Raw genomic sequence first — 17,580 nt, 5'->3', positions numbered from 1 at the left:
ATTCCCGAGCTGTCCACCATCCTCATGATCCGCGCCCCCCTCTTCGAAGCCGAACTCCAGCGGGTCTTCCGCGACGCGGCCGGCCAGCCGGTCGCGGAGATCGCCAGTGAGGCCATGCGCATGGCGCAGGTGCTGGTGCCTGCGGTCCAGGGCGGCAGCCCGGTTCACCAGCTGATCCAGCAGCAGATTCAGTTGATGGCGCAGCAGTTGGCACTGCTGTCGGGCAGCGTGGCCCCCATGGTCGTGCCTACCCTCGCGTCCGCGGCCCCGGTCGTCACCGCCAACGAAGGCAGCCCGCCCGCGGCCACCGAGGCCGCGCGCGTCGACGCGGTGCAACGCGCCATGGTGGACCGCCCGGTCGTGGTGCGCGGCCAACGCCTCGAGCTGGAAGACCCGCGCGCGACCCATGTGGGCTTTGCCGTGCCAGCGAACGCCACCGAGCTGGCGATCGCCGCCGTCTGGGCGCGCCTGCTGAACATCGAGCGGGTCGGGCGCAACGACAACTTCTTCAACCTCGGCGGCCACTCGCTGCTCGCCCTGCGCGCCGTCCAGGGGATGCAGCACATCACCGGCGAGAAGATCGCGATCAGCCGCCTGATCTTTGAATCGCTCAGCCAGATCGCCGCTGGTATCGCGATCGAATCGGCCGCTGCCGCGCCCGACGCTTCCCCTGCGGCCGAAGTGCAGGCCGGGTCGCACGCCGAGAACGGGGAGGGCATGACCACCCTGCGCTTTGGTCACCCTGCGTCGTCCCTTTATGGCGTCTTCCATCCCAGTGGCGTGCGCGGTGCGCGCCCTCGCGCCGTGCTCTTCTGCAATCCCTTTGGCCAGGAAGCGGTGCGCATTCATCGTTTTTTCTGCGTGCTGGCCGATCGCCTGGCGCGCGCCGGCGTGGCCTGCCTTCGGTTCGACTACCACGCCAGTGGGGAATCGCTGGGCGAGGACCACGAAGCCGATCTCGATCGATGGGTCCAGGATGTGGTGGCCGCCGACGCAATGCTGCGCCAGCGAGCTGACGTGCACGAAGTGGACTGGGTTGCACCGCGCCTGGCCAGCGCCCTGGCGGTGCGGGCCTCGGCGCTGGCGCCGCAGGCACCGCGGCAACTCGTGCTCTGGGAGCCGGTCATCTCCGGAGCGCGCTATGTCGAGCACCTGCAGGCTGTGCATGCGTCGACGGTCGCCAACCTGCCAGACGGCGGCGCGCTCGCGGGCGATGAAGAGATCCTGGGCTTTGGCGTGAGTCGGCGCCTGTTGGAGCAGTTGCGCGCCGTGGAGCCCGCCGACTACGAGCGTGCGCGGGCCCGCCGCGTCGTGGTGGTCGCGCCGGGGCGGCAAACCGCTGGCGCCGGCGGGTGGGCCGCCGTCCTGCAGGGCAGGGGGGTCGACGTGCAGCGCCAGGCGTTAAGCCTCAACTTCGACTGGACCTCGGAGGAGGCCTTCAACACCGCGCTGGTTCCCGCCGACGCGCTGAACCTTCTTGCCGCGCTGCTCAGGGGAGGCCCATTTGAATGAAGTCTCCTTCAGCTTCGGTTCCCGGCGGCACCTGAGCGCCACGCTGACGCTGCCCCCTGGCGAACGGCCTGCGCGCATGGGCGTCGTGCTGCTCAATGTCGGCATCATTCACCGCATGGGCCCGCACCGCTTCAACGCCAAGCTTGCCCGAGCGCTCGCCAGAGAGGGCTGGGCCACCTTGCGCATGGACCTCTCGGGTCAGGGCGACAGCGGCACGCCGGACGAAGCCCTGCCTTATGAACAACAGGCCGTAACGGACCTTCAGGCGGCCATGGACCATTTCCAGCGCCTTTGCAAGGTCGAGAAATTCGCCATTGCGGGCATTTGCTCCGGTGCCTACAACGGCCTGGCGGCGGCCCTGGCGGACCACCGGGTGGCAGCCCTCTGGATGCTCGACGGTTACGCCTATCCCACGGCCAGGACAAGGTGGAATCGCTACACCGGCCAGCTGCGCGAGGCGCCGCTGCGCGCCCTCCGATCGTGGACGCGAAAGCTCGTCAGGCGCGCCGCGCGGGCCTTCAGAAACGTGGCCGACCAATCGATGACGCAGGAGTTGTGGGACTTTGGCCGAGACCCTCCGCCGCGTGAAGTCTTCGCCCTCGACGTCCAGGCGCTTGTCGATCGCGGTGTGGCTGTGTGTGTCGTTTACTCCGGCAGCATGCGCTGGCACTTCAACTACCCGGCGCAATGGCGCGACGCCTTCAGCGAGTTCGACTTCGTCGAACGCGTGCGGTGCGAGTACCTGCCGCAGGCCGATCACACCGCCACGACACTGGCGGCTCAGCAGCATTTGATCCACAGCCTGGCCGATTGGCTCCGTGGCCTTGATGCTGACTGAGACGCTGCAGCCGTGCGTCAGGCCGTGCTCGACGGCACTGCGTCTTTCGGGGTGTAGGCCAAGAGGGCTGTCTCGATCTTTTTAATTTGACATAATATACAGACCCTCGGACGTTGCTGCGGAAATCGTAGCGGGCGAGGTAACCACCGCATAGGCGTTCGGCGGGGTGGTGATGAAGCCCAGCGCCACCAGGACCGCCAAGAGAGCAGAGTGCACCGCGCCACCCTGCAGGCGCGCCGCGATCCGCGACCACAGTTCCCGCGCCTCATCCGTTGACGCGCGTTCCGCCTGGAGTTGCACCGCCAGAAGGTCGATTTCCTCCATGGGCACATCGGCCAATTCAGCCAGGCGCGACAGCGTCAAATCGTCGGGGCGGCTTCGGCCGTGCCGGTAATTGGCGATGGTGTGCTGGGTCAATTTTAGGAACTGAGCCAGCTTGTAATCTGACTTAATTCCGTGCTTGCTCTTGACCGTGTCGAGCAGGGTATCAACTGTTTGCATGTCCAGTCCTTGCGGGGTGGTTTCCGTACGTACGGATGATGCGGTAAAGCCCTAATACGCGCAATGACCTAAATCGACGTTGACATGTACAGGGCCTTCAGGGTATCTTCGCGCTGCCCCCGGGTTCCGTGTGTAAACCCGGCCCTTGCAAAGTGTTCCGCCCGGGGGCCCCTTCGTTGTGCAAGGCGATGGGGCAGGGTCGGTGAGAGGGACACCATGGAACACCGTCGATCATCGGACCGCCGTCCAATCGTGCTCGCCCAGCTGCCACCGCTGAGCGCACTGCGTCAACCCAACCCCTCATCAATGCCCGGCTGGGAGCTCGAATTCAGCTGCCACGGCGAGGCCTTCCGTTGCTTCGTGCGCGCCCTGCAGATCCGCAGCGCCGAGGCTGAAGCCCGGCTGCAGCTGAGCTACCACACCCCGGATTTCGACAGCACAGACGCCCGCCTGGTGCGAGCAGTGCAGGTGACGTCATGAGCGCGCCAGACGTCAAGGTGCAGTTGGAACTGCCCGAGAACCTTGCGTACGCGCTCGCGCAGCTGTGCAAGCGCATCAGCTTCTCGACCTGCCGCGAGCACTCCGTCAACGAGACGGAGACCTACGAGATGATCCGGGCCACCGACATGGTGCGCAGCGCGCTCGAAAAAGTCGGCGTGTACGTGCGGTGAGCGCCCGATTTTTCGCCCTGGTCGCGCTGCTGTGCGGCCTCCTGCAAGGCTGCGGCGGTGGTGGAGACCTCATCAGCGCCAGCCACGCGCAGAGCACCACGCAGACGGTGCACGAGCTCCGCGCCATCGTGCGGCCCGATGCGTCGGGCACTTGGTTCATTCAGAACGACACCGACCACGCGGCCATAGGCATCGTGAGCGTTAGCCAGACGGCCGAGTACATCGAACTGGTGTTCGATCGCACCTACAGCCACGCCGGCACCGTACAGGTGACCCCTGACGACGATTTCAACGGCTTCTTCACCGTGGGCTCGAACTTGGGCTTGTCGGCCCTGCGCATCCGCCTCAAGGCCAACGGCGTGCAGATCAACCCCTCAACGGTCTACAGCTACGGCCCCACGCTGGGCGGCGGCAATCTGTGGGTCAACGTCACGATGGTGCAGCGTTGAAGAGCGAGATTTCGGGGGTGGGCGCCGAGGGCGACCGCCAGCTAAGCGAGTGTCCGCCGACATGGGCCCGCCAGAGCATCCACCCCCACCCTGAACGGCCAGCGGCTCGCTGATGCCGTTTCCCGCAACCATCTTCGCGCCCGAGTTCCTGCGGCTTGAGCACGGCGAGATAAAGCGCCTGCTCAACGTCCTGCGCTCGCCGCTCGCCACCCAGGTGTTTCTGATCCTGCTCAGCCAGGCCGACTTTAAAACCGGCGTGGCGCTGCTCAGCTACGCGCGGTTGATCGAACTGTGCACCCCCCCACCACCAGAGCGCGGAAGGCGTCCCGCAGGCCCCACGCTCAAGCAGGTGCGCAACGCCGTAGACGCACTGATCGCCGCGAAGCTGATCGGGCGCAACGCCGAGCGAAACGCCCACCAGGGGATGCTGCACCTGTACGTGAGACCCCGTGATAAATCCGTACGGAAAAAAGCTCGTCCAGCCGATTAAAGGGCAGGGTTTAGGGCAGGGCTGTGGATAGAAATTCCCAGCAACGGCGCGGCTTCCCGGCTTGTACGTACGAGTTTCGGACAGATTTAAGGGCAGGGTGTTGAGAGAGAAAGACACCTTTTAACCCCTACCCCTTCGGTGGATAGATTTTTGTGGATAACCCACACCTCGGGGGAGCATCAACAGGCCCCCAAGGGGGCCGAGCCGGGCCCCCGAGGGGCTTCGCCCCGCCGGCCTTCGGTCCGGCTCCCCAACAGCCGCTGTCCAGCAACGCGGGGGAGATTTTTTCGGCGCCACCTGCAAGCCCGCGTACGGCACCAGGGCGCGCAAACGGGCCCAGGCGCCCCGAACGGGCCAAGGGGCAGGGGCAGCCTCACCCCCGTACAGAAAAACGCCCCAAATCGGCCATAATCCGCACGCCACTGCAAGGCGCCGGGTTGCCCCTCTGGAGCTACCCCATGACCCCGTCCGCTTTCGCTGCCGCACTGCGCGAGCTCGCATCCCCCGCCAGCCAGCAATGGCGCGCCACTGACCCCGCCGGCGCCATCGGCGCCCTGGCGCTGCTGATCGCCCAGGCCGTCGAGCCCACCCCCACCGCGCACCCCGACCTCGGCGCCGACGATGAGCCGGTCTTTCCGCCGCTCGATCCCGTGGTGGCCACCGTCGACGGCAAGGACTATTCCGCCGCTGACCTGTTGCGCCTGGCGCGCGATGCGTACGAGCCGGGCGCCGAGGCGTTCGACGCGCTGCCGGCCGAGGAACAGTCCCTGTTCGCTCAGCTGACGTTGCGCGGCCTGCAACTCGCCAACGCTGCCGGCTGACCATGGGCGAGTCCGTGAAGCTGGGGCAGGGCACCTGCCCCGTGTGCCGCTCGCCCAAAGCCCGTTTCACGCTGAGCGGGAAAGGGCTGTGCGTCATCACCTGCAACGGGTGCAACTTTCAGGGCTTCGCGCGCAGCGAGCGGAGCGACGAACTGTTGCGCGACCTGATCCCCAAGGCCGGGACCGCCCCGATCCCTGAACCGTCGCCGCCGGCGCCGGCACCAGCGCCTGCAGATCCCCCTGCAGCGCCACCACCACCCCCGCCACCGCAACCGCGAAAGAGCCTCCTGTCATGGTGACCCGCGTCGAAAAATCCCCCCCGCCCGCCGCGCCTGGTGCAGATGACCAGGCCGGCGACTTCTCCACGCTGGACGCCATCGCCAGCGAGGGGCAGAAGCTGGACGCGCCCAAGCCGGCCGACCAGAAGGCAGAGCAGCAGGTACTGGCGAGCGAGGCCAGCGAGATCGAAACCGCGCTGGTGATGATCCGCGCAGTGGTGCTGCCGCTGGCGCAGGACCACCACCAGGCGCCGCTATCCGTGCTGTGGAACGACAAGCAGCTGCACGAGATCGCCGAGGCCCTGGTGGACGTGGCGCGCGCGAGCGGCATCACCGTCACGGATTGGTTCGGTCGATATGGCCACTGGGTGCGCCTGGGCTTCGCACTGGGCATGCCGGCGCTCGCCACCATCAAGGTGCTCCGCATGGCGCCGCCGCCGCCGACCGTCGAGCGCACCGATGGACAACAGTAACCGCCCGGACCTCCGCGCGTACATCGGCGCCACGGGCTCGGGCAAGGGCGTGAGCGTGCGCGAGCACCTGAAGGCGACCAAGCCGGATCGCTTCATCGCGTGGGACCCGCTCAACGAATACGCCGGCTTCGGCCGCACGGTGCGCACCATCCCCGACGTGTGCCAGGCACTGAAGGGCAAGCGCTTTGCCGTGGCGTTCGACCCGGGCCCGGACCCTGACACGCACGCAGCGAAGTTCGACCTTCTGTGCCGCGCCGTGTTCGCCGCCGGCAACTGCACGTTCATGGTGGAGGAGCTGAACGGCGTGACGCGTGCGAGCTGGGCGCCGCCGAGCTGGCGCCGCATCACGAAGCAAGGCCGGCACCAGGGCCTGCGCGTGATCGCGGCCACCCAGCGCCCGGCGGACTGTGACAAGGATTTTTTCTCAGGGCTCACCTACTGCCGCGTGTTCACCCTGCGGTTCCGCCAGGACAAGGCCGTGATGGCGGATCTGTTCGACGTGCCCTATGCAGAGGTCGCGGCCCTGACCACATCGGAAACCGACCAGGCCACCACCATCAACTTCATGGAACGCGACTGGCGGACCGGCCAGAGTGGCAAAAAAACCATCGTTTTGAGGAAGAAAAAGACCTGAGCTACGTAGGCCCTACGTACGGGCCGTGGCCCTTGCTACGTCACGGATTGCCCCCTTGAATCGGGGCTCCAACCCCTCAACACTTCTCACAGGAGAACCCCTCATGTCCGCTGCAAAGATCAAAGACGCCCTGATGACCACCGCCGTTGTGCTGGGCGTCATCTACGGCCTGAACCAGATCGGCTTCACCCGCCCCCTGGTGCAAAAAGCCCTGCAGGGTTGATCGCCTCCACCGAGTGAGCCGCCGGCGCCGCTGGCGGCTTTGTCGCAACTTTCATCGAGAGCACACCATGACCCGTAAGGTCCAACTTCCCCTGATCCAGAACGTGGGCCCGAACCAGCGGGTCACCATCCGCGTGCCGCTGGGCGTCACGTACAACAAGATCGTGCTGTTCCTGGGCGGCAACATCAACACCACGCTGATCACCAACATCGTGTGGCGCCTGAACGGTGCCGAGCGCATCCGCTGGAACACCGCCGCGCAGATGGTTGCGGCCAACCTTTACAACCGCCTCACCAGCGACCCGCAGGTGCTGGAGTTCAACTTCGTCGAGACGCGCGGCAAGGACGAAGCCGCCATGACGCTGGGCACCTACGCCGCGACCGCCGAGGCAGGCGTGCAGGATCTGGTGCTCGAATTCGACCTGGGCACCTACACGGTGACCGCCGCGTCCACCGTGAAGGCCGTCGCCGAAGTGGACGTGCCCAGCGCGAACCGCCTGATCGTGCGCAACCGCTTCACCCAGCGCGTGCTGGGCGGCGCGACCGAGGAACAGATCATCCTGCCTTCTGGCCTCAACGGCGAGCAGATCAAGCGCATGTACTTCTTCGGCACGCTGTCGCAGCTGAACTTCGTGCGCGTGCGCCGCGAGGGCGCCGACGAGTTCGAGAGCATCACGCAGATCCAGGCCGAGTTCTTCCAGAAGACCTACCAGAAGGTGCCGCAGGCCGGCCTGTTCGTGGTGGACTTCACCGAGCACGACCTCATGGGGCACATGCTCAACACCAGCCAGATCATCGGCCCCGATGGCAAGGCGAAGGTGATCCAGAACCTGGACATCCGCTTGAACGTCAACGCCGGCGGCACCTGGAACATCTACACCGAGTCGATCACGACCAACGAACGCCCGTAACGGATACACCCCCGAAGCGAGAGCAGACCCCCGCCGGCCATGAGCGCCGGCGGGGTGCGTGAGTCAACAGGAGAACCCCCCATGGGCCGACAGTATTTCGACGATGGCAGCTGGATCGAGACCGACGACAGCGGCACCACCTACGCGGCGAACACCCTGGGCACGGTGGTGTCCAAGGTCACCGCCGATGGCAACTACTACCAGTCGGCCAGCTATTGGACCGATGCGCGCGAGAGCGCCAAGCTCGATCCCTACGCGGCCGCGCCGGCGGGCGATTCCCGCCCCTGGTGGGAGCGCGTGGCCGAGTACGGCCTCACGCGCGCCATTGACAACCACATCGGCCCGGTGCAGCAGAACAAGACGGCTCAGCCGGCCACCTTCGCCGGTCAGAACGGCCTCACGTACAGCCAGGTGGGTTCGCCGCTGCAGCAGGGCGGCCTGGGCGGCATGCTGCCCGTCCTGTTGCTTGGTGTTGCCGCGCTGGTGGCCGTGGGCTGATCCATGGTTGCACCTACGCCGATCCCCAGCATGACCGGCGGCGCCGGCGGCAGCGCGGGGCCAAGCAGCGCCGAGGGCGCTAGCTACGGGTCCGGCGCGGACAACAGCGGCTGGAACGTCAACTTCTCAGGTGTGCAGAGCGCCAGCAGCCAGCAGGACAAGTCCAGCGGTGCAGGCCTCGTTTCGGGCATCGGCGGCGCCATTCCCTGGTGGGTGTGGGGCGCGCTCGGATTGGCGGTCGTATGGCGCATGCGCAGGTCCGCGAAGTAAGCCGCGAGCGGGCGGTGCAGGCGTTCACCGAAACGCCGGTACCAGATCCGCGCGGCACCTCCACGCCTGAGAGCCTGACCGCCGCCGGCGTGCCCTTCGAGCTCAAGACGGCCACGGGTGGCGGTGTGTTCGTGCTGGAGCGCATGGGCGACGTGCTGTGGATCACCGCAGCGGCGGGCAAGGCTGCAGACGACTTGACCGAGTTGGGTTTCCAGCTGGTCGAAGAAACGGCGCGCCAGGCCGGGTGTACCGAGGTCGGTTTTCAGACCTCGCGGCGCGGCCTGGTGCACAAGAGCGAACGGCACGGCTACGAGGTGGCCGGGTGGATCATGAGGAAGGCGCTCCGATGAGCAGCATCACGAAACGACAGCTCTACGCCCTGGGTGAGCCCCTGGGCGAGTGCGTCACGCGTCGCAAGGCCTGCGGCGGCCTGGTGTGCGGCGGCGGTGGCGGCGGTGGCAAGTCCACCAGCAGCAGCGACACCATGTCCACCAACACCGACCAGCGCGTGGCCGTGCAGGACGGCATTGGCCTGTCCGGCAGCAGCGGCAACACGGTCAACATGAACGACCCGGACGTCGTGAAGGCGATGGCCTCGATGGGCGCCGATGTCATCAGCAAGAGCGGTGCCGCCGTGGTCGAGCTCAACAAGGCCGGCATGGATGCGAACGTGTCCGCGTGGGACAAGACAGTGACCGCCGGCGCGGCCCTGGTGGACAAGCTGATCGACGCGAGCACGACCATGAGCACCAAGGCCATGGACAACTACCAGCCCGGCGAAAACAAGGAACGGGACACGATCTCAACTCTGGGCATCGCCGCTGCGGTGGGCCTTGCCGCCGTCTACCTGCTGAAGAACTGAAGCAATCCACATGAGCAACCAACAACCGTTTCTGGAGATCCTCACCGCCGCGTTTGGCACCGGGGAAATCAAGCCCTACGCCATCAGCGGCGGCTACTTCGAGATCCTTGACTGCGCCTACCCGGTGACGGTGAACCTGATCGGCTTGCATGGCGAGCTCAAGGGCATCATGCGCAACGCCGAAGCGTCGTTCTACCTCAAGGGGGGCGACTACCAAACCATCACCATCGAGAGCCCGCAGGCCCAGGTGGTGCGCTTCGCGTTCGGCACCAGCGAAGCCGGCACGCGCCGCACCTCGGGCGTGGTGCAGGTGGTGGACGGCGGCAAGGCGCGCACCGTGGCCGGTGCGGTCTTCGGTGGGCGCGTGAGCGTGGGGCCCGCCGCTGGCGAGTACGCCCAGGTGCAATTCTGGAACCCGCCGGGCTCGGGCAAGCGCGTGATCGTCGGATCGTTCAACGTGATCTGTGCCGCCGGCAGCGCCATCGCGGGGATTGGCGCTGTGGCCATGGCCGCAGCGAGCACGCCGCTGCTCGTGCAACCCAAGCTCGCCGGCGGGCCGGTCGGTGTCACGGAACAGCGCTATGTGGCATCGGCGGCATACCCAACGATGAGCTACCTCAACCAGGCGGCCAGCGGTGTGCAGATCAAGGACCCGGAGCCCTACATCGTCATGCCGGGCTATGGCTTCAACGTGATCGCGACCAACATCGCAACGGTCATGTCCGCCTCGGTGCACCTGATCGAAGAGACGCTGTGAACCGTGCGGCCCGCATCGCTGCTTTCCTGCTGCTCGCGCTGGGCGGCACGGCAGCATTTGCCGCCACGCGCCGCACCGCCACGCCTGCAGATCCTGCAGGGCAGGGCGGGGCGTTCGACTGGCCGGCCCTGGACGGCTGGAACTGGCTGCCTGGTGGCACGCCAGCCGCACCAGGCGCGACGCCCGACCCGGTAACCACCTGGACCCTCGCCAACAGTGCGGAGACCGCACAGAAAGATGCCGCGATGAACCCGCCGCCCGATCCTGATCGCAATGTGCGCGCGCTGCTGGATGCCATCGGCCATGCCGAGGGCACCATGAGCCGCCCCGACCCCTACCGCGTGTGCTACGCCTACAGTCACGCGATCCAGAGCTTTGCGGACCACCCGTACACGCTGGGCGAGTGGGGCGGGGTGGTGCTCACCCCCGAGCAGTGCCGAGGCGCCGGCCTGAGCGCCGGCTGCAAGTCCACCGCCGCCGGCAAGTACCAGATCACGGTGACCACCTGGCGCCGCCTCAAGCCGAAACTCGGCCTGGTCGACTTCTCGCCGGCCAGTCAGGACCGCGCCGCCGTCGAGCTGCTGCGCGAGCGGGGCGCGCTCGAGCGCATCCGCCGCGGCGACCTGGTGGGCGCGCTGGCCGCGGCGCGCCGTGAGTGGGCCAGCCTGCCCGGTGCCGGCTACGCAGGGCAGGGCGAGCGCTCCATGGCCTACGTCCAGACGGCCTACCTCAACGCCGGCGGAGTGCTCGCATGAGCACGGCCACCACCGCAAAGCTGATCGGCCTGGGCCTGGTGGCCGCGGCTGGCCTGGTCTGGTACGCATCCCGGCGCGTGTCGGCCGCCGGCGGGCTGGCTGGCATGGCTTCCAGCGCTGCCCAGGGCGCTGTGGAGGCCGTGGGCGCCGCCGGCGTGGGCGTCGTCAAGGGCATCGGTTCGGTGCTGGGCGTGCCCGACACCAGCCGCACCGCGTGCGAAGCCGACATTGCGGCGGGCCGCTGGTGGGACGCCTCTTTCAGCTGCCCGGCTGGGACGTTCATCAACACCGCCGCCGGCGCCGCTTTCGGCTCCACCGTGGTGTGGGGGTCGGACACCGAAGAGGCGCGCCGCATTGAGGCCGCCAAGGCGCGCGCGCAGTACGCCCTCATCGACCCCCGTCGCGTGGATCTCCCGCCGGCCTTCGAGAGCAACGGCACCAACACTTCGTCCGGCATGGACCTTCGCTACTTCTGAGCCACCACATGGACCCGATCACCATCCTCGCCGCGCTCGCCCCTGTGGGCGTTGACCTGGTCAAAACCCTCCTGGCGCGCTACACCGGCGCCGAGTTCAAGCCGGCGAACGTCGCCGACTGGCTCGCGATGCAGAAGGCGGACCTGGACCGCTTCACGGCCATCAACGCCGCCGGCGGGCTCAACCCCTCTTACCCCTGGGTGGAGGCCATCGTGCGGCTGCAGCGGCCCGCCCTGGGCTGCGTGGTGCTGGGCGTGTGGGTGTGGAGCAAGACGTACGGCATGCCCAGCGACAGCATCGACAACTTCGCATCGGCGATCGGGTTCTACCTGTTCGGCGACCGCACGCTGTTCCACATCAAGGCGAAGAAATGACCTTGACGGCCGAGCTTCTTCTGTCCCTTCTCGCCAGTGTCGGCGCCGGCCTGGGCGCCTATGCGGCGATCCGCTCCGACCTGGCGCGCCTGCACGAGCGCGCGAGCCACGCGATGGCAGCGGCCACGCGCGCACATGAGCGCATTGACAACCTCAAGGAGGCCCGGTGATGAAAACCGTACTGCCCAGCGCCCCCGAGGTGCTACGCGAGAGCCTGGTGCTGATCGGCGGGGCCATCCTGGCCGCGCTGATCCTGCAGCAGTTGCCCCAGCTGCGCGCCTGGCTCGCCAACAATGCGCGCGGCACCAGCGCCGGCGGCTGCAACTGCACCGACCACGTGGTCTAGGCCCCGCCGGTGTATCGCCACCGGCTTCACGGGCGCTCTTGAACAACCTGCATCCCCCATGGGCGCCCAGATCGGGGCATTGGCGGCCCCGTAGTCGCCACGGTCCACCAGGGCCGCTAGGCGGGCCATGCGCGCCTGCAGCTGGGCGTTTTCGCGCCTGAGCGTGTCGATGTAGCCCATGTGCAGGCGGTGGCGAAATTCGAGCTCGGAGTCCATCAGTGATCGCCCCCAGCGGGTTTCGAAGAACAGGGCCAGCAGCACAACGCGGGGCGCCTGGTCTTCCACCTGGTAGCGCTTCAACGTCCTGGTGCTGATTCCCAGGTGGCGCGCGATCTTGCGCGCGCACCTGGTGGGAAGGTCATCAAGCAATAGCGACAGCGGGGGCAGTTGACCAGGCGCTTTGAACATTGCATGTTCCGGAGTTAAGGCCCTTCAATTTCGCCCAACGGCGGCGAACCAATCGAAGGAAAAGCGCCCGCATGTAACTTGACATAATATACATCGTAGAATGTGTAAAGGATATCTGAAACCCAGCGTCTCAGGTCCCCCGAGGACTCTGTCTCGGGCTGAAAACGGTCCCGCCCCGAGCTCAGCTCGCGACAGCCAGAATCACATCCGACGCTTTCACCAGCGCCGTTGCGGAGGCGCCTGGTGTCAGCGCAAGTTCGGCGACAGCGCCTTGCGTGACGATCGCCACGACCTCCAGGCCATCCTCGGTCTTGAGAGTGACTTCCGCGTTCACCGCGCCCGGCGTCAGCGCGTGCAACTTGCCTTCGATGCGGTTGCGCGCCGAAATCTTGGCGCCTTGCAGGTCGGTGGCCAGCAGCACAGACGACGCTTTCACCAGCACGATCACCGCCTGCTCGGTCTTGAGTCCCAGGGCTTGTGTGCTTTCCCGGGTGATGATGGCCGCGAGCCGCTGTCCACCAGGCAAGGTCACTTCGACCTCATCGTTGACCGCGCCCGAGCGCACGGCCGTGACTTTTCCCATCCATTGGTTGCGCGCGCTGGTCTTCATGTTCAGTACCTTCAAAAGGGAGAATTCCTGATCCAGGTCCATCGAGCCCTGGTCCAGAAGTTCGACAAAACGTTGGTGAATGGCGTCTACCTGTTCATAGCGCTCGATCAACTTCCGGCCATGCTCGGTCAAGTGAGTGGACCCACCTCCTCTGCCCCCGACGGCGCGCTCGATCAGGGGCGTTCGAGACAGCGCGTTCATCCTGTTGATGGCATCCCAGGCGGCCTTGTAGCTCATGCCGAAGGCCTTGGCGGCCTGTGTGATGGAGCCGTGCTGGTCGACGGCGCGCAGCAAGGCCACCCGCCCATGCCCACCCAGGCTGTCTCCACCGACCGAGATCCAGATCGATCCGCGGACATCCAGCCGATCGCCGCCTTTGCGCCTTCTTGTCACCATGCCCGTTCCCGCTAGTTGTCCGCCGTCTTGACCAGATTTTGAGCATAGCAGTCACAGGCGCGGCTACTCGCGCAGTTCCGGTGGCGTTGCGGGACTCTCGACGACTTTGCCCCCGTCGATGCAGATCACCTGCTCCGCCAGGCAGTTCACGTCGTCGTCGTCGTGGGTGATCAGCAGCATCGGCAGCTGGATCTGCATCTGCAGCGCCTTGAGTTCGTCTCTCAGGCGCCGCCGAAGTCCCTTGTCCAGGGCCGCGAATGGTTCGTCCAGCAGCAAGGCGCGCGGGTTGGTGACCAAGGCCCGGGCCAGCGCGGTGCGCTGTCGCTGCCCGCCGGAAATCTGGTGGGGATAGTGACCCGCCACCGATTCCAGGTGGAACGTCGAAATCCAGCGCTGCACGCTTTCGTCCGCGATGGCCTTGTTCGGGTTCTTCCAACCCCGGCGCAAGGCGAAGGCCACGTTCTGGACGACGGTCAGGTGGGGAAAGAGTGCGTATTCCTGGAACACGTAGGCGAGATGCCGTTCCTGTGGCGTGGCGACCATGCCCCGGGCGGTGTCGCAGAGCACCTGCCCAGCCACCACCACCCTCGCCTCGTCCGGTGTTCCAAGGCCCGCGATCATGCGCAGCGTCTGGGTTTTGCCGGCCCCCGATGGGCCAAAAATCACCACGCGCTGGGCCGAGGTCTGGAAGCTCACATCGAGCTCGAACTGCGAGCCTCCTTGCCGCAGGAGCTTGCGCAGCCTCACATCCCAGACCATGGCCGGAGCCTTTGCATCGGTATCGCCATCCATGCGAGAGGATGCCATGGCCAGAGGAAGCGTGTTGTCCCGGTACATCTCAAGCCCGCGCGGCCACGCGGCCCGGCACCAGGCGGCCCGCGCTCAGCAGCACCACCATGCAGGTGATCGAGGTCACCGCCACGAGGAAGTTCGCGGTGTGATCCTGGCCGGCCTGCACCGCTTCGTAGACGGCGATGGACAGGGTCTGCGTCTTGCCCGCGATGCTGCCGGCCACCATCAGCGTGGCGCCGAACTCACCCAGCGCCCGGGCGAACGACAGCAGCAGGCCCGCGAGAATGCCGCGCCACGCCAGAGGCAACGACACCCGGAAGAACACCGCCCACTCGTTGATGCCGAGGGTGCGGGCCGCATCCTCCAGTTGCGGGTCCACCGTTTCGAAAGCCGCGCGCGCGGCCTTGAACACCAGGGGGAAGGACACGATGGTGGCCGCGATGATGGCGGCCGGCACCGTGAAGATGAGACGCAGGCCGAAGTGTTCGAGCAGCCAGGCACCCAGCACGCCGTGGGTGCCGATGACCACCAGCAGGTAGTAGCCCAGCACCGTCGGTGGCATCACCATGGGCAGCGTCAGCGCGGCGTCCACCACCTCACGGCCGGGGAAGCGCCAGCGCGCCAGCGCGTAGCCCACACCCACACCGAGCAGCAGGTTGATGGCGGTGGCCCAGCCCGCCACCTTGAGGGTGAGTGCGAGGGGTATCCAGGCTTCGGCCACGGGGCGTTCCGGTTCTCGAAATCAGGGCTTGCCGAAGCCGTACTTGCTGAGGATGGCCTGGGCCGGCGGGGTGAACAGGAAGTCGACGAACTTCTCACCCTGCGCGGCATTGGGGCCGGCGGGCAGTGGTGCCACGGGGTACAGGATCGGCTTGGGGGTCGGCACCGTGAGCGCGACCTTCACCTTGTCCAACATGATGGCGGCGTCCGTCGAATAGACGAAGCCGGCATCGACCTCCCCTCGCGCCACGTAGTCCAGGGCCTGGCGCACGTTGGTGGCGCCGATCATCTTGGGCTCGATCGCGCCCCAGAGGTTGGCGCCTTCCAGCACGCTCTTGGTGTAGCGGCCCACCGGCACGCTGGCGGGAAGGCCGATGGCGATGCGGGCATAGGCCGGCTGGGTGAGATCGTTGGTCGATTTCGGCACGTTGGCGCTGGCGCTGGGCACGATGACCACCAGGGCGTTGGACACGAAGTTGCGGCGCTGGGCTTCCTTCACCAGACCCTGGGTTTGGGCCTGGTCCATGGTTTCCTGGTCGGCGCTGGCAAAGACATCGGCCGGCGCGCCCTTGGCGATTTGCTGCAGCAAGGCGCCCGAAGCGGCGAAGTTGAGTTGCACCTTGGTGCCCGGATTCGCCGATTCGAACAGGGGCGCGATTTCGCGGAAGGCGTTGGTCAGGCTGGCCGCGGCCGAGACCGTGACGTCGGCCGCGTGCGAGGCGAAGGCAAAGCCGGCGGCCAGAGCGAAGGCCAGAGAGCGGGTGGCGAAGGTTTTCATGGGCATCTCATGGAAGGTGGTGGATCGCAATATCAAAGTATATACAGCGATGCGCATATTTTTCTGCATGAGTTTGATTTTCAAAGGAAATATGACGAGCCTATCGAAGTATCAACATCTACCTTTCGAACGAAGATCAAGGCGAAAAAAAGCCCGGGCCACTTTGCAGCGGCCCGGGCTTGGTGAAGAGATTGGGCGCGCGATGCGCCCGGCGCTTCAGTCCTCGACGAAGGCTTCTTCGCGTTTTTTCTTGATCGATGGCAGCAGCACGATGAGCAGCAAGGCCACGGCCACGGCCAGCAAGGAGGCGGAGATCGGGCGGGTCACGAAGACCGACCAGTCGCCACGCGAGATCAGCAGGGCGCGGCGCAGGTACTCCTCCATCATCGGGCCCAGGATGAAGCCGAGCAGCAAGGGCGCCGGCTCGCAACCGAGCTTGATGAAGATGTAGCCGATCACGCCGAACAGCGCCACCATCCAGATGTCGAAGCTGTTGTTGTTGGTCGAGTACACACCGATCGCGCAGAACAGCACGATGGCCGGGAACAGCCAGCGGTAAGGAACGGCCAGCAGCTTGATCCACATGCCGATCAGCGGCAGGTTCAAGATGATCAGCATGGCGTTGCCGATCCACATGGAAGCGATCAGACCCCAGAACAGTTCCGGGTTGCTGGTCATGACCTGCGGGCCCGGCTGGATGTTGTGAATGGTCATGGCACCGACCATCAGCGCCATCACGGCGTTGGGCGGAATGCCCAGCGTGAGCAGCGGGATGAACGAGGTCTGCGCGCCGGCGTTGTTGGCGGACTCGGGGCCGGCCACGCCACGGATGTTGCCCTTGCCGAACGGGATCTCACCGGGCTTGAGCTTGACCTTCTTCTCGATCGTGTAGGCGGCGAAAGCCGACAGCAGCGCACCACCGCCAGGCAGGATGCCCAGCGCGGAACCCAGGGCCGTGCCACGCAAAACGGCCGGCAGCATGTGCTTGAAGTCTTCCTTGGTGGGCATCAGGCCGTGCACCTTGTCGGTGAACACCTGGCGCTCGCCTTCGGGGTGGGACAGGTTGTGGATGATTTCGCCGTAGCCGAACACGCCCATGGCGATCACGACGAAGCTGATGCCGTCGGTGAGTTCAGGCACGTCGAAGCTGAAGCGGGCCACGCCCGAGTTCACGTCGGTGCCCACCAGGCCCAGCAGCAGGCCCAGCACGATCATGGCCAGCGCCTTGACGAGCGAACCCGAAGCCAGCACCACGGCGCCGATCAGGCCCACGATCATGAGCGAGAAGTACTCGGCGGGGCCGAAGCTCAGGGCCACCTCGGTCAGCGGCGGCGCGAACGCGGCCAGCACCAAGGTGCCGACGCAACCCGCGAAGAACGAACCCAGACCAGCGGCGGCCAGCGCGGGGCCTGCCCGGCCCTTCTTCGCCATCTGGTGGCCGTCGATCACGGTCACCACCGAAGACGACTCGCCCGGCAGGTTGACCAGAATGGCGGTGGTGGAACCACCGTACTGCGCGCCGTAGTAGATGCCGGCCAGCATGATCAGTGCGGCCACGGGCGGCAGGCCGTAGGTGGCGGGCAGCAGCATGGCGATGGTGGCGACCGGGCCGATGCCGGGCAGCACGCCGATCAGGGTGCCCAGCAGGCAACCCACCAGGGCGTAGAGGATGTTCTGGAAAGTGAAGGCGACGCCGAAGCCCAGCGCCAGATGGTCAAAAAGTTCCATGAAAAGAGTC

General features: G+C 66.4%; 26 protein-coding genes. 20 read left to right on the top strand and 6 right to left on the bottom strand.

Annotation, left to right across the window (positions count from 1 at the left end; translation table 11 throughout):
• Positions 1-24 precede the first annotated feature (24 nt).
• On the top strand, positions 25-1,512 hold the full coding sequence (locus AC1Q9M_RS00205) for a phosphopantetheine-binding protein (RefSeq protein ID WP_382324850.1): 1,488 nt from the start codon (positions 25-27) through the stop codon (positions 1,510-1,512).
• The gene (locus AC1Q9M_RS00200) at positions 1,505-2,350 is read left to right on the top strand and encodes an alpha/beta fold hydrolase (protein WP_492431834.1); all 846 of its coding nucleotides are present in this window, start codon (positions 1,505-1,507) and stop codon (positions 2,348-2,350) included. Before AC1Q9M_RS00205 ends, AC1Q9M_RS00200 begins: the two co-directional genes overlap by 8 nt.
• Before the next feature lie 81 nt (positions 2,351-2,431).
• Here the strand turns inward: AC1Q9M_RS00200 and AC1Q9M_RS00195 are convergent, their stop codons facing one another.
• Complete coding sequence (locus AC1Q9M_RS00195; RefSeq protein ID WP_492431832.1) at positions 2,432-2,851, bottom strand: DUF3693 domain-containing protein; 420 nt, start codon at positions 2,849-2,851, stop codon at positions 2,432-2,434.
• A 216-nt stretch (positions 2,852-3,067) separates the two neighbouring features.
• On the opposite strand from AC1Q9M_RS00195, the gene AC1Q9M_RS00190 reads away from it, so the two are divergent.
• From AC1Q9M_RS00190 to AC1Q9M_RS00105, 18 genes are all read left to right on the top strand, one after another.
• Entirely contained in the window at positions 3,068-3,331 is a 264-nt protein-coding gene (locus AC1Q9M_RS00190; RefSeq protein ID WP_492431830.1) for a hypothetical protein, read from the top strand.
• A complete protein-coding gene (locus AC1Q9M_RS00185) occupies positions 3,328-3,522 on the top strand; it encodes a DUF7706 family protein (protein WP_492431828.1) in 195 nt (64 codons plus the stop codon). The genes AC1Q9M_RS00190 and AC1Q9M_RS00185 overlap by 4 nt, the downstream gene beginning before the upstream one ends.
• Positions 3,519-3,971 carry a hypothetical protein gene (locus AC1Q9M_RS00180; RefSeq protein WP_492431826.1) on the top strand — a complete coding sequence of 151 codons (453 nt, stop codon included), beginning with the start codon at positions 3,519-3,521 and terminating at the stop codon, positions 3,969-3,971. The genes AC1Q9M_RS00185 and AC1Q9M_RS00180 overlap by 4 nt, the downstream gene beginning before the upstream one ends.
• Before the next feature lie 112 nt (positions 3,972-4,083).
• Positions 4,084-4,461 carry a hypothetical protein gene (locus tag AC1Q9M_RS00175; RefSeq protein WP_492431824.1) on the top strand — a complete coding sequence of 126 codons (378 nt, stop codon included), beginning with the start codon at positions 4,084-4,086 and terminating at the stop codon, positions 4,459-4,461.
• A 458-nt stretch (positions 4,462-4,919) separates the two neighbouring features.
• Positions 4,920-5,282, top strand: a complete 363-nt coding sequence (locus AC1Q9M_RS00170) for a hypothetical protein (RefSeq protein ID WP_492431822.1) — start codon at positions 4,920-4,922, stop codon at positions 5,280-5,282.
• 292 nt (positions 5,283-5,574) lie between these two features.
• Positions 5,575-6,033: a hypothetical protein gene (locus AC1Q9M_RS00165; protein ID WP_492431820.1), complete on the top strand. Its 459-nt coding sequence runs from the start codon at positions 5,575-5,577 to the stop codon at positions 6,031-6,033.
• Between the two features lie 49 nt (positions 6,034-6,082).
• On the top strand, positions 6,083-6,667 hold the full coding sequence (locus tag AC1Q9M_RS00160) for a hypothetical protein (protein WP_492431818.1): 585 nt from the start codon (positions 6,083-6,085) through the stop codon (positions 6,665-6,667).
• A gap of 290 nt (positions 6,668-6,957) precedes the next feature.
• Positions 6,958-7,800: a major capsid protein P2 gene (locus tag AC1Q9M_RS00155; RefSeq protein ID WP_492431816.1), complete on the top strand. Its 843-nt coding sequence runs from the start codon at positions 6,958-6,960 to the stop codon at positions 7,798-7,800.
• Between the two features lie 81 nt (positions 7,801-7,881).
• Entirely contained in the window at positions 7,882-8,298 is a 417-nt protein-coding gene (locus AC1Q9M_RS00150; protein ID WP_492431814.1) for a hypothetical protein, read from the top strand.
• Positions 8,299-8,301: 3 nt separating this feature from the next.
• Positions 8,302-8,568, top strand: coding sequence for a hypothetical protein (locus tag AC1Q9M_RS00145; RefSeq protein WP_492431812.1), 267 nt, complete (start codon positions 8,302-8,304; stop codon positions 8,566-8,568).
• Positions 8,541-8,918, top strand: coding sequence for a hypothetical protein (locus AC1Q9M_RS00140; RefSeq protein ID WP_492431811.1), 378 nt, complete (start codon positions 8,541-8,543; stop codon positions 8,916-8,918). Before AC1Q9M_RS00145 ends, AC1Q9M_RS00140 begins: the two co-directional genes overlap by 28 nt.
• Positions 8,915-9,430: a hypothetical protein gene (locus AC1Q9M_RS00135; RefSeq protein WP_492431809.1), complete on the top strand. Its 516-nt coding sequence runs from the start codon at positions 8,915-8,917 to the stop codon at positions 9,428-9,430. The genes AC1Q9M_RS00140 and AC1Q9M_RS00135 overlap by 4 nt, the downstream gene beginning before the upstream one ends.
• A 10-nt stretch (positions 9,431-9,440) precedes the next feature.
• Positions 9,441-10,187: a hypothetical protein gene (locus tag AC1Q9M_RS00130; RefSeq protein ID WP_492431807.1), complete on the top strand. Its 747-nt coding sequence runs from the start codon at positions 9,441-9,443 to the stop codon at positions 10,185-10,187.
• The gene (locus AC1Q9M_RS00125; RefSeq protein ID WP_492431805.1) at positions 10,184-10,942 is read left to right on the top strand and encodes a glycoside hydrolase family 24 protein; all 759 of its coding nucleotides are present in this window, start codon (positions 10,184-10,186) and stop codon (positions 10,940-10,942) included. The genes AC1Q9M_RS00130 and AC1Q9M_RS00125 overlap by 4 nt, the downstream gene beginning before the upstream one ends.
• Positions 10,939-11,418: a hypothetical protein gene (locus AC1Q9M_RS00120; RefSeq protein WP_492431803.1), complete on the top strand. Its 480-nt coding sequence runs from the start codon at positions 10,939-10,941 to the stop codon at positions 11,416-11,418. The genes AC1Q9M_RS00125 and AC1Q9M_RS00120 overlap by 4 nt, the downstream gene beginning before the upstream one ends.
• An 8-nt stretch (positions 11,419-11,426) precedes the next feature.
• Positions 11,427-11,792 carry a hypothetical protein gene (locus AC1Q9M_RS00115; protein WP_492431801.1) on the top strand — a complete coding sequence of 122 codons (366 nt, stop codon included), beginning with the start codon at positions 11,427-11,429 and terminating at the stop codon, positions 11,790-11,792.
• The gene (locus AC1Q9M_RS00110) at positions 11,789-11,962 is read left to right on the top strand and encodes a hypothetical protein (RefSeq protein ID WP_492431799.1); all 174 of its coding nucleotides are present in this window, start codon (positions 11,789-11,791) and stop codon (positions 11,960-11,962) included. Before AC1Q9M_RS00115 ends, AC1Q9M_RS00110 begins: the two co-directional genes overlap by 4 nt.
• Positions 11,962-12,138, top strand: coding sequence for a hypothetical protein (locus AC1Q9M_RS00105; protein ID WP_492431797.1), 177 nt, complete (start codon positions 11,962-11,964; stop codon positions 12,136-12,138). Before AC1Q9M_RS00110 ends, AC1Q9M_RS00105 begins: the two co-directional genes overlap by 1 nt.
• A gap of 589 nt (positions 12,139-12,727) precedes the next feature.
• Here the strand turns inward: AC1Q9M_RS00105 and AC1Q9M_RS00100 are convergent.
• The 5 genes from AC1Q9M_RS00100 to AC1Q9M_RS00080 form a co-directional block, all read right to left on the bottom strand.
• Complete coding sequence (locus AC1Q9M_RS00100; protein ID WP_492431795.1) at positions 12,728-13,552, bottom strand: TOBE domain-containing protein; 825 nt, start codon at positions 13,550-13,552, stop codon at positions 12,728-12,730.
• Between the two features lie 63 nt (positions 13,553-13,615).
• The gene (locus AC1Q9M_RS00095; protein WP_444687476.1) at positions 13,616-14,311 is read right to left on the bottom strand and encodes an ABC transporter ATP-binding protein; all 696 of its coding nucleotides are present in this window, start codon (positions 14,309-14,311) and stop codon (positions 13,616-13,618) included.
• A gap of 79 nt (positions 14,312-14,390) precedes the next feature.
• On the bottom strand, positions 14,391-15,065 hold the full coding sequence (gene modB / locus AC1Q9M_RS00090) for a molybdate ABC transporter permease subunit (protein WP_382157882.1): 675 nt from the start codon (positions 15,063-15,065) through the stop codon (positions 14,391-14,393).
• A gap of 21 nt (positions 15,066-15,086) precedes the next feature.
• Positions 15,087-15,842 carry a molybdate ABC transporter substrate-binding protein gene (gene modA / locus AC1Q9M_RS00085; protein ID WP_382324863.1) on the bottom strand — a complete coding sequence of 252 codons (756 nt, stop codon included), beginning with the start codon at positions 15,840-15,842 and terminating at the stop codon, positions 15,087-15,089.
• Between the two features lie 216 nt (positions 15,843-16,058).
• Entirely contained in the window at positions 16,059-17,570 is a 1,512-nt protein-coding gene (locus tag AC1Q9M_RS00080) for a tripartite tricarboxylate transporter permease (RefSeq protein ID WP_297394260.1), read from the bottom strand.
• Positions 17,571-17,580: the final 10 nt, after the last annotated feature.

The sequence above is a fragment of the Hydrogenophaga sp. GW823-FHT04C09 genome, from assembly GCF_058796355.1.
The sequence above is the reverse complement of the archived record's forward strand: the minus strand, read 5'-3'. Positions and strand labels throughout refer to the sequence as shown.